Source organism: Streptomyces sp. NPDC050161 (genome assembly GCF_044460025.1).
Taxonomy (GTDB): domain Bacteria; phylum Actinomycetota; class Actinomycetes; order Streptomycetales; family Streptomycetaceae; genus Streptomyces.
The window spans coordinates 442,648-453,755 of sequence record NZ_JBITJM010000003.1 but is presented as its reverse complement, the minus strand read 5'-3'; the positions used below and the strand labels follow the sequence as shown (position 1 = coordinate 453,755).

Below are 11,108 nucleotides of genomic sequence, written 5' to 3'. Positions count from 1 at the left end.
AGAAGGTCACCGTGCTCCTCCTGACATGCCCCTGGTGCGGTCCGCGCGACGAGACCGAGTTCCACTACGGGGGCCAGGCCCATGTCCCCCACCCCGCCGACCCCGCGGCCCTCGACGACCGGCAGTGGGCCGATTACGTCTTCTACCGCGACAACCCCAAGGGGCCCTTCGCCGAGCGGTGGATGCACGCCACCGGCTGCCGCCGCTGGTTCAACACCCTCAGGGACACCGCGAGTTACCGGATTCTGGCCACCTACCGGCTGAACGAACCACGGCCCGCCGCGCCGCCCGGCGACCGGCCGCAGGCCGCACCGCCATCCGCCGCAGCACCGTCCCCGGGCGACACCCCGGCGTCCGCACCCTCCGGAGGGAACCGATGACCGAGCAGCACCACCGGCTGCCGCACGGCGGCCTGATCGACCGGAGCACCACGCTGCGCTTCACCCTCGACGGGCGCGAGCTGACCGGCCACCCGGGCGACACCGTCGCCTCCGCGATGCTCGCGGGCGGCGTCATCGAGGTGGCGCCCTCCCTCTACCGCGGGCGCCCGCGCGGCATCGTCGCCGCGGGTGTGGAAGAGCCCAACGCCCTTCTCCAGCTGGCCGGTCCCTGCTCGGAGGGGATGCTGCCCGCCACCACCGTCGAGCTGCACGACGGCCTTGCCGCCACCACGCTCTCCGGCCGCGGCAGGCTGGACCCGACGCCGGACACCGCGGTCTACGACAAGAAGTACGTGCACACCGACGTCCTGGTCATCGGCGCGGGACCGGCGGGACTCGCGGCGGCCACAGCGGCGACCGGAGCCGGTGCCCGGGTCGTCCTCATCGACGAACAGCCGGAGACCGGCGGGTCGTTGCTCTCCGAAGGCGCGGGCTCCGGCGAGTCCGCCCGCGCCTGGGCCGCCGCGACCCGCGCCGCGCTGGACACCGCACCGGAGACCCGGGTGCTCACCCGCACCAGCGCCTTCGGCTCGTACGACGGCAACTACGTGCTGGCCGTGCAGCGGCGCACCGACCACCTCGGCGCGGACGCGCCGGCCGGGGTCTCGCGGCAGCGGCTGTGGCACATCAGGGCCCGTCAGGTGGTCCTGGCGACCGGCGCCCACGAGCGGCCACTGGTGTGCGCGGGCAACGACCGGCCCGGCGTGATGCTGGCGTCGGCGGTGCGCACCTACGTCAACCGCTACGCGGTGGCGCCCGGCTCGCGGGCCGTGGTCGCCACCACCAACGACAGCGCCTACGACACGGCCGCCGACCTGCACACGGTCGGTGTCACCGTCGCGGCCGTCATCGACGCGCGACCCCAACTCTCCGCCAGGGCAGCCGAGTTCGCCGCGTCGACCGGCGTTCCGGTGCATGCCGCGAGCGCCGTGACCGGTACCGCGGGCGCGCCCCGGCTCACCGGCGTCACCGTCCGCGCACTGGACGACGACGGCGGGACCACCGGGCCCGGCCGGTCCTACGACTGCGATCTGCTGGCGGTGTCCGGCGGCTGGAGCCCCGCGGTGCACCTGCACAGCCAGCGGCAGGGCGCGCTGCGCTGGGACGCGGACCGCGCCGCCTTCGTCCCCGGCGAACCGGTCGATGACCAGCGGTCGGCCGGTGCCGCCCGTGGCATCCACGACCTCGCCGGCTGCCTGGCCGACGGCGCGCGGGCGGGCGCCCACGCGGCGGCGGCAGCCGGTCACCCCGAGGCACCGGCCCCGGACGCTCCGCCCGCGTGGGCGGCCGGACCCGCCGGGCCGTGGACCGTACGGCCCCTGTGGCTGATCCCCGGCGACGACGGTGACGAGGACACCCACTTCGTCGACCTCCAACGCGACGTCACCGTCGCCGACCTGCGGCGCTCCACCGGCGCCGGTATGCGCGACGCCGAGCACGTCAAGCGCTACACCTCGCTCGGCACAGCCAACGACCAGGGCAAGACCTCCGGTGTCAACGCGATCGGGGTCATCGGGACGCTGCTCGGCGGGAGTTCGCCCGGGGCGCTCGGCACCACCACCTACCGCGCGCCCTACACACCCGTGGCCTTCGCGGCGCTGGCGGGCCGCGAGCGGGGCGCGCTCTTCGACCCGGAGCGCAGGACGGCGGTGCACGACTGGCACGTCGGGCAGGGCGCGGTGTTCGAGGACGTCGGCCGGTGGAAGCGGCCCCGCTACTACCCGCGGCCGGGCGAGGACATGGACCGCGCGGTGATCCGCGAGTGCCGGGCGGCCCGGGAGGGGGTGGCGTTCATGGACGCGTCCACCCTCGGCAAGATCGAGATACGGGGCGCGGACGCCGGGGAATTCCTCAACCGCATCTACACCAACGGCTTCAAGAAGCTGAAGCCCGGCCTCGCCCGCTACGGCGTGATGTGCACACCGGACGGCATGATCTTCGACGACGGCGTCACCCTCCGCCTCGCCGACGACCGCTACTTCATGACCACCACGACCGGCAACGCCGCGGCCGTACTCGACTGGCTGGAGGAGTGGCTGCAGACCGAATGGCCGGAGCTGGACGTGGTGTGCACCTCGGTCACCGAGCAGTGGACCACCGTCGCCGTGGTCGGCCCCCGCTCCCGCGACGTCATCGCCCGCCTCGCCCCCGCACTGGACGTCTCGAACGACGCCTTCCCCTTCATGGCCTTCCGCGAGACCACCCTGGCGTCCGGTGTGCCCGCCCGTGTCTGCCGGATCTCCTTCTCCGGTGAACTCGCCTACGAGATCAACGTCTCGGCCTGGTACGGCCACGCCGTCTGGGAACAGGTCGCCGAGGCGGGGCGCCCCTTCGGCATCACCCCGTACGGCACGGAGGCCATGCACGTGCTCCGCGCCGAGAAGGGCTTCATCATCGTCGGCCAGGACACCGACGGCACGGTCACCCCGCAGGACGCCGGCATGCCCTGGGTCGTCTCCCGGCTCAAGGACTTCGTCGGCAAGCGGTCCTTCTCCCGGCCCGACACCGCACGCGGGGACCGCAAGCACCTGGTCGGGCTGCTGCCGGCCGACGGCCGCACCCGGCTGCCCGAAGGCACCCAGATCATCGACCGGGGCGTGCCCGTCACACCGGATGACGGGCCCGTGCCGATGCTCGGCCACGTCACCTCCAGCTACTACAGCCCGGCGCTCGGCCGGCCGTTCGCCCTGGCGCTGGTCGCCGCGGGACGCGACCGGATCGGCAGCACCCTCGTCGCCGTGCACGGTGACGAGCTGGTGCCCGTCGAGGTGTCATCGCCCGTGCTCTACGACCCCGAAGGGACCAAGCGTGACGGCTGACCTCTCCACCACCGGACCTGCCGCGCTGTGCCGCAGCCCGCTGGCCCACCTCACCGCAGCCCTGCGCGCCGCGACGGTCACCGGGCCGCGCGCGGTGGCACTGGCCGAGTGGCCCTGTGCCGTGATGGTGAACCTGCGCGTCGACCCCGCATCGCCCGCCGCGGCCCGGATCGAGAAGGTGCTGGGCGCCGCCCTGCCGGTCCGCTGCGGCCGTACGGCGTCCGCCGGATCCGGCACCACCCTGTGGCTGGGGCCCGACGAATGGCTGGTCGTCGCGCCGCCGGGAGCGCCCGCCCGCACCGCGGAGCTGGCCGCCGCGCTCGCCGGGGAGCCGGGGTCCGTGGTGGACGTCTCGGCGAACCGCACCGTCCTGGAACTGCGCGGCCCCGCCGCACGGCAGGTGCTGGAGAAGGGCTGTCCCCTCGATCTGCATCCACGGGCCTTCGGCCGGGGGCAGGCGGTCAGCACCCAGGTCGGGCCGGTACCCGTCATCCTCTGGCAGACCGGCGGCGACAGCTACCGCCTGCTGCCCCGTTCCTCGTTCGCCGACCATCTGGCGCGCTGGCTGATGGACGCGATGAGCGAGTACGCGCTGCCCGAGGTGGACTGAGGTCCGGGGCACGGCCGGACCGGCGCACGGCGTCCGCCTGCGGCGCTCAGAACAGCCGGGCCAGTGCGGCGTCGAGACCGGACAGGCCCGTCAGGTCCAGCAGGAAGTGTTCCTCCAGGACCCGGCGCACCCCGGACGGGCCGTCCAGGGTGCGCCGTTCGGTCGGCCCGTCCAGGTGGTGCACGGCGAAGGCGGCGCCGTTGAGCGCGTAGCGGCGGTCGGCGGCGGGCCGGGCCGCCATCAGTCCCGAGGTGAACGGCGAGGCCGGGTGGTGGGAGAGGTAGTAGTTGCTCACCTGGTAGTCGGCCAGGAGCTGCTCGCCGAGGTCGAAGGTGTACACCGGCCGCCAGGTGTCACGGACCCTGGCCTGCATCACATAGCCGTGCGGCCCGTCGGGCATCAGGCGGAACGGCTCGTGCGGGGTGGGCTGTTCGGTCCCGGTCTCCAGGGCGAGCACGCCGGTCAGCGTCACACCGCCGAATCCCACGTCGACGAGGTGCGGGCCCTGCGGAAGCTCGACGCGCAGCAGCATGTGCGTACGGGCCCCGGGCGCGGCCCCGTCCGGGCGGCCCCACACCACGCGCGCCCCGAGTCCTGTGGTGCGCAGGCCCAGCGCGTCCAGGACACCCTTGAGCAGCAGGTTCTGCTCGAAGCAGTAGCCGCCCCTGCCGCCGTGCACCAGTTTCGCCGTCAGCGCTCCCTGATCGAGCGGGACCTCCCGGCCGGTGAACGGGCTGAGGTTCTCGAACGCGATCGCCCGCGCGTGCGCGGCCACGATGCGCCGCAGTGAGCCGAGGTCGGGGCCCTGGTCCCGGTCGACACCGATCCGGTCGAAATAGGCGGGCAGGTCGAGGCCGGCGGGCGGCTCGGGTGTCGTAGTCATGGCCCCATCCTCCGTCCTCGGGTGCCCGTGGGGCCCACCCGGGGGAGGCCGCCCGTACCGGACACCCTGCCCCGGGCGGCCTGGACGGCGCTCCGGCCGCCGTGCTGTCATGCCCACCGCAGCTCCTCCCCGGCGCACCGGCGACGTACCGGCGGACGCCGTCCGTGCCGGTGACGAGCCGCCCTTTCGGTACCGAGGAGGACCCGTGCGCACCCGACGAACCGGACGACACCTGGCGCTGCTGCTCGGCGCCGCGCTGGGCCTGGCCGGCCTCGGCGCGTGCGGCGCGCCCGCTGCGCCCGCCGCGTCCGCCGTGCCTGCCGCGGCCACGGCGGCCGGCACGGACGGGCCCCACGGGCTGAAGGGCGAGTACTACACCCAGTCCGCGCCGGGCGCCTTCGACCTCCACACGCTCAAGGCCACCGGCTTCGACCCGGACATCGACTTCGGCAGCCTGGACTCCCGGCTCCGGTACGCCACCGGCCAGGACGACGACACCGGCGTCCGCTGGACCGGCAAGGTCGTACCGGAGAAGTCGGGGCCCACCACCTTCTCGATGAGCGGCGACAACGGCTTCCGGCTGTGGGTGGACGGCCAGCTCACCATCGACCACTGGGTCGACGACTGGGACAAGGAACAGACCTCCCGGCCCGTGGAGTTGACCGCGGGCACCGCCCACGACCTCAAGATCGAGTACTTCGAGCACTTCGGCGGCTCCAACCTGCACCTGCGCTGGACCGAACCCGGCGAGGCCAAGAAGGCCGTCCCGTCGTCGGCGTTCCGCCTCCCGGACGGCTACGACTACGACGGCGCCGTGGCCGCGACCGTGCTCCGGGACGGCCGCCGGCTCAAGCTCGACTTCGCGCGGCCCGTCGCGGCGCCCCCGGCCGGTCTCGCCGGTCATCTGAAGGCCGTCATCGGCGGCGCCGCCTGGCCGCTGGGCGAGGTCACGGCCGACCCGAAGGACCCGCGCGTCCTGCTCGTCGGACTGAAGGAACCCGTCGTCGGCAAGAAGGGCGGCGGCGCCGCGGGCACCGCCGAGCTGCGCTACGACGGCAAGGGCGGCCTGACCGGCGGCGACGGCAAGGCCATCGGGTCCTTCTGGGCGAGCGGCCGCAACACGTCGGAGCACGAACTGCGGACGCGCTGGGCCGACAAGGTCGGGCCTGACAACGCACACCCCGAGTATCCGCGCCCGCAGCTCACCCGCGACGCCTGGCAGAACCTCAACGGCAGCTGGCAGTTCGCCGCCGCCAAGGCGGGCGAGGCACCGCCGGTCGGCAAGCGGCTCGGCGAGAAGATCCTGGTGCCCTACCCCGTCGAGTCCCAGCTCTCCGGCATCGAGCGGCACGAGGACCGCATGTGGTACCGCCGCACCTTCACCGTCCCCGACGGCTGGCACGTCGGCGGCGGCACCCGGCTGCGCCTCAACTTCGATGCCGTCGACTGGCAGTCCACCGTGTACGTCAACGGCACGAAGGTCGCCGCCCACCGGGGCGGGTACGACAGGTTCGGCGCCGACGTCACCGACGCGCTCAAGCCCGGCCGCACCCAGGAGTTGATCGTCGGCGTCCACGACCCGACCGACGCGCCGGACGGCCCCAACCCGCCGGTCGGCAAGCAGCGCAAGGATCCCAGCGGCATCTGGTACACCCCGTCGTCCGGCATCTGGCAGACCGTGTGGATGGAGCCGGTGGCCGCCGACCACGCCGACTCCCTCACCCTCACCCCCGACGTCGCGCACCGCACACTGACCGTCGAGGCGCGCGGCGTACGCGCCGGGGTGCCGTTCACCGCCACCGCCTACGACGGGAAGAAGAAGGTCGCCACGGCGCACGGACGCACCGGCGAACCACTGCGGCTGAAGATCCCCGGCCCCCATCTGTGGTCGCCCGACGACCCGTTCCTCTACGGACTCAAGGCCGGCATCGGACACGACCGGGTCGGCAGCTACTTCGGGATGCGCTCGGTGGCCGTCGAGAAGGTCAACGGCACCCCGCGCACCCTCGTCAACGGGCGGCCCACCTTCCTGATGGCCACCCTCGACCAGGGCTTCTGGCCCGACGGGCTGCACACAGCGCCGACCGACGACGCCCTCGCGTACGACCTGACGATGCACAAGAAGATGGGCTTCAACTCCGTCCGCAAGCACATCAAGGCCGAGCCCGACCGCTGGTACTACTGGGCCGACAAGCTGGGCCTGCTGGTCTGGCAGGACATGCCCGCGATGAGCCGCACCCCGGACACCGCCGCACGCGCCGAGTACGAGCACGAGCTGAAGGCCATGATCGACCAGCACCGCAGCAGCCCCTCGATCGCCCTGTGGGTCACCTTCAACGAAGGCTGGGGCCAGTACGACCCGGCCCGCGTCGCCGGCCTGGCCAAGAGCTGGGATCCGACCCGCCCGGTCGACAACATGAGCGGCATCAACTGCTGCGGCGCCGTCGACGGCGGCAACGGCGACATCGCCGACGCCCACGCCTACCCGGGCGCCCAACTGCCCGCGTCCGACGGCAAACGGGCCCGGGTCAGCGGCGAGTACGGCGGCCTCGGCCTCGCGGTGCCCGGACACGCCTGGGCCGTCCAGCAGTCGTACGTCGACGTGGATCCGGCGACGTACACGGACGACTACCTGGAGCGGCTCGGCGAGGTCCGCAAACTGGCCTGCCAGGGCGGCAACGGCGCCGTCTACACGCAGATCACGGATGTCGAGGGCGAGTTGAACGGCCTGCTGACGTACGACAGGAGAGTGGTCAAACCCGACGTGAAACGGCTGAAGGCGGCGAACGAGGCGCTGATCCGGGACGCGTCACGCCCCGCACCGGCCCACTGCCCCGCTCCCTGACCCCCCGTCGGGCCCCGCCGCCCCGCGCACACCGGTCCGCCACCCGAACACACTCGCCCCGCGGGGAGTGCTCATGGGATGCTGAGGCGTCCGAGGATCATGGCGCGATCAGGAGAGTCCGGCAGCGTGAAGGCAGTGACACGGCGGGTCTGGACCGGCACGTGGGATCGCTTCTCGGCGTCCGACCCCGGTCTGCTGCGGCTGATGGCAGGGCTGCGGACGGTGTCCGCGATCGGTCTCACCCTCGTCGCCCTCGCCCTGCTCGGCACCGACGTCAAGCTGATGGTCGCGGGCGCGATGGCGGCCATGGTGTCGACCTTCGCCATCAAGGAGAAGGACGTACGCGGCCAGGCGGTGACCCTCGGGCTCGGCCTGCCGGTGGCGCTGGCCGCGATGTCCCTGGGGTCGCTGCTGAACCACCGGGTCATCGCGGGCGACGCGTTCTTCGTGGCGTTGATCTTCGGCGCCGTCTACAGCCGCAGGTTCGGCGACCGCGGCACCGCGCTGGGCCTGATCGGCTTCCAGATCTACTTCATCTCCCTGTTCGTGGGCGCCTCGGTGTCCGCGCTGCCCGTGCTGTACCTGACGCTCGCCCTCGCCTTCGCGTGCAGCGCCGTCGTCCGGTTCGCCGTCATACCGGAGACCCCGCAACGCATCCTGAAGCGGCTGCGCGACGCGTTCAGGGCCCGGCTCGCGCAGCTCGTGGCGGGCCAGATAGAGCTGCTGGACGCCGAACCCGAGCAGATGGACAAGGTCCTCGACGACCTGCGGCGGCGCACCGCCCGGCTGCACGAGGCGGCGCTGATGATCCAGAGCCGCCTGGAGGACGGCACCCGCGACGAGGCCACCGCCGCGCTGCTGCAACGACGCGTCGCGGACGCCGAGATCGCCACGGAACGGCTCGGCATGCTGCTGCTGAACGCCCGCAGCGCCGAGCGCGCCGACACCCTCACCCTCCATCTGCCGCACGCGCCGGTACCCGCCACCGGAGACCTGTTCACGGTCGAGGACGACACGACCGTCACGCTCCGCCGCGACCTCAACGCCCTGCACCTGCTGGTGTCCCGCCCGGCATCCGCGGGACAGGGCTCCGGCGTGGCCCACGTCCGCAACAGGCTGCTGGGCTACCGCGACGAGGAGCAGCTGCCGCGTGCCTCGACCGCCGTCCAGGACGTCTTCCGCGGGCTCGGCGAAGCGGCCCGCTCCGTCCTGGGTCTGCGGCTCGCGCTGGACGGGCCGCAGGACGAATCCGATGACACCCCGGCAACCACCCTCTCCCGCGAGGAGTTCGACGCGGAGGACGTCGCGCTGGCCGCTCCCGACGAGCCCGGTGAGGACGACCGCACCGGGCTGCAACGCCTCACCACCCGGGCCGCGTTCCAGGTCTCGGTGGGCTCGGTGCTGGCCATCATCGGCGGCGAGTTCCTCTCCGAGCAGCGCTGGTACTGGGCGGTGCTGACCTGCTGGGTGGTCTTCCTCAACACCGCGTCCACCGGCGAGATCCTGGTCAAGGGCTACCGCAGGCTGATCGGCACGGTGGTCGGGGTGGTCGCGGGTGTCGGGCTCGCGGGTCTGGTCGGCAACCACACCTGGGTCGCGTTCGCCCTCGTCCTGCTGTTCATCTTCGCGATGTTCTTCACCGCGCCCCTGTCGTACGCGCTGATGTCCTTCTTCGTCACGGCGATGCTGGGGCTGCTCTACACGCTGCTGAACACCTACAGCCTCGACGTGCTGGTGCTGCGCATCGAGGAGACCGCCCTGGGCGCCGTCTGCGGGATCATCGCGGCGGTGCTGGTGCTGCCGGTGCACACCGACCGGCGCACCGACGAGCTGCTCGGCACCGTACTCGACCGGCTGGGCGACGTGGTGTCGGCGGCGGTGGAGCAGCTGTGCGGCGGGCCCGCTTCCGATCTGCTGGGCAGGGCACGGGACCTGGACACCGCGCTGGACGAACTGCGCGCCTCCACCAAGCCGTTGACGCATCCGATCACCCCGCTGCGCGGCCGACGGCAGACCGCCCGCTACCTGGTGGCGCTGCTGGAGACCTGCGCGTACCACGCCAGGTCCCTGGCGGCGACGGCCGAGTTGGTGCCGTACAGCAAGAACATCGCGGCCGACCCGCGCCTGGAGCGGGCCGGACTGCGCATCGCCCACAACATCGAGGTGATCGCCGCGCACGTGAAGGAGGAGGCGACCGGCGGCAAGGTCGAGTCCGGCGCCAGCATCGCCTCGATGCTCAAGGGCGACGGCGCCGCGACACCGCCGTCCGGCTCGGTGGCCTTCCGCGTGCTGCGTCATCTCCAGCGCCTGGACGAGGGCGTGGCGGGTCTGGCCCGCCCCCTAGACGTGCCGGTCACCGACGGCAGCGAGACCAAGGCCGCACGGAGCTGACTCCGGGCGGCGTCCAGGACATACCGACCGACGACAGGGAATCGAGGCGCACGTGTCCACTCCCCCGCCCGCGGCGTTACGCACCCCGTTCTGCGCACTGGCCGACATCACGGTCCCCGTGGTCCAGGCCCCGATCGGCGGCCCCTGTGTGCCGGCCCTGGCGGCGGCCGTCAGCGAGGCGGGCGGTCTGGGCACCCTCGCGGCCAGTTGGGACGACCGCGCCGCGCTACGGGAACGGATCCGCCGCACCAGGGAACTGACCTCGCGTCCTTTCGCCGCCAACCTGATCCTCCAGTGGCCGCAGCGGGAACGGCTCGCGCAGTGTCTGGACGAGGGCGTCCGGATCATCTCGACGTTCTGGGGCGACCCCGCGCCGATGACCGCGCGCATCCACCGGGCGGGCGCGCTCCACGTGCACACGGTGGCGTCCGCCGCGGAGGCGAGGCGGGCCGTCGACGCGGGGGTGGACGCCGTCGTGGCCCAGGGCTGGGAGGCCGGCGGGCACGTCCGGGGCGAGGTCGCCACGCTGCCGCTGATTCCCGCGGTGGTCGACGAGGTGGCGCCGGTTCCGGTCATCGCCGCCGGCGGGATCGCGGACGGCCGCGGCCTGGCCGCCGTGCTGGCGCTCGGCGCCGACGCCGCCTGGATCGGCACCCGTTTCCTGCTCGCGGAAGAGGCGTCCAGCGCGGACGTCTACCGGGAAGAGGTGGCGGCTGCCCGGGAGACCGGCACCGTCCACGGCATCGTCTTCGACAAGGGGTGGCCGGACGCCCCGCACCGCGCGCTGCGCAACAGCACCGTGCGCGACTGGGAGGCGGCGGGCCGGCCTGCGCCCGGGGCACGGCCGGGAGAGCGGGACGTCCTGGCGCACCTCGCCGACGGCGGGAGCGTGGCGCGGTACGCCGACGTGGCGCCCACCCGGGACATGACGGGGCGGGCGGAGGCCCTGGCGCTCTACGCCGGGCAGAGCGCGGGTCTTGTCCACGAGGTGCGGCCGGCGGCGGAGATCGTACGTACCCTCGTCGCCGACGCCCACCGGGCCTTGAACCGTCACCGGGCCGCTCCAGAGAACGCGCCGGGCTGACCCGGGACTTGCACCGGTCCGGGCGAATCCGGCACC

Annotated in this window: 7 protein-coding genes; 6 read left to right on the top strand and 1 reads right to left on the bottom strand. The window is 73.2% G+C overall.

The genetic code is table 11. From position 1 onward, the window contains the following. Positions 1-11: 11 nt before the first annotated feature. Genes ACIBK8_RS07365 through ACIBK8_RS07355 form a run of 3 tightly spaced genes read left to right on the top strand, consistent with a single transcriptional unit; the run spans position 12 to position 3,869 of the window. Complete coding sequence (locus ACIBK8_RS07365) at positions 12-380, top strand: sarcosine oxidase subunit delta (protein ID WP_399040633.1); 369 nt, start codon at positions 12-14, stop codon at positions 378-380. Next, positions 377-3,259 carry a sarcosine oxidase subunit alpha family protein gene (locus ACIBK8_RS07360; RefSeq protein ID WP_399040632.1) on the top strand — a complete coding sequence of 961 codons (2,883 nt, stop codon included), beginning with the start codon at positions 377-379 and terminating at the stop codon, positions 3,257-3,259. The genes ACIBK8_RS07365 and ACIBK8_RS07360 overlap by 4 nt, the downstream gene beginning before the upstream one ends. After that, on the top strand, positions 3,249-3,869 hold the full coding sequence (locus ACIBK8_RS07355; RefSeq protein ID WP_399040631.1) for a sarcosine oxidase subunit gamma: 621 nt from the start codon (positions 3,249-3,251) through the stop codon (positions 3,867-3,869). The genes ACIBK8_RS07360 and ACIBK8_RS07355 overlap by 11 nt, the downstream gene beginning before the upstream one ends. A gap of 46 nt (positions 3,870-3,915) precedes the next feature. On the opposite strand, the gene ACIBK8_RS07350 is transcribed toward ACIBK8_RS07355, so the two are convergent. Then, positions 3,916-4,752: an arylamine N-acetyltransferase gene (locus ACIBK8_RS07350; RefSeq protein WP_399040630.1), complete on the bottom strand. Its 837-nt coding sequence runs from the start codon at positions 4,750-4,752 to the stop codon at positions 3,916-3,918. Between the two features lie 205 nt (positions 4,753-4,957). Between ACIBK8_RS07350 and ACIBK8_RS07345 the strand changes: the two genes are divergently transcribed. The 3 genes from ACIBK8_RS07345 (at position 4,958) to ACIBK8_RS07335 (ending at position 11,072) form a co-directional block, all read left to right on the top strand. After that, entirely contained in the window at positions 4,958-7,597 is a 2,640-nt protein-coding gene (locus ACIBK8_RS07345; protein WP_399040629.1) for a PA14 domain-containing protein, read from the top strand. 204 nt (positions 7,598-7,801) lie between these two features. Further along, positions 7,802-9,988 carry an FUSC family protein gene (locus ACIBK8_RS07340; protein ID WP_399040758.1) on the top strand — a complete coding sequence of 729 codons (2,187 nt, stop codon included), beginning with the start codon at positions 7,802-7,804 and terminating at the stop codon, positions 9,986-9,988. Positions 9,989-10,040: 52 nt separating this feature from the next. Next, positions 10,041-11,072, top strand: coding sequence for an NAD(P)H-dependent flavin oxidoreductase (locus ACIBK8_RS07335; protein ID WP_399040628.1), 1,032 nt, complete (start codon positions 10,041-10,043; stop codon positions 11,070-11,072). Positions 11,073-11,108 lie beyond the last annotated feature (36 nt).

Excerpts from the sequence above, each read along its gene's own strand:
- ACIBK8_RS07340 (WP_399040758.1), top strand. The coding sequence starts at position 7,802 with ATGGCAGGGCTGCGGACGGTGTCCGCGATCGGTCTCACCCTCGTCGCC.
- ACIBK8_RS07360 (WP_399040632.1), top strand. The coding sequence starts at position 377 with ATGACCGAGCAGCACCACCGGCTGCCGCACGGCGGCCTGATCGACCGG.
- ACIBK8_RS07350 (WP_399040630.1), bottom strand. The coding sequence starts at position 4,752 with ATGACTACGACACCCGAGCCGCCCGCCGGCCTCGACCTGCCCGCCTAT.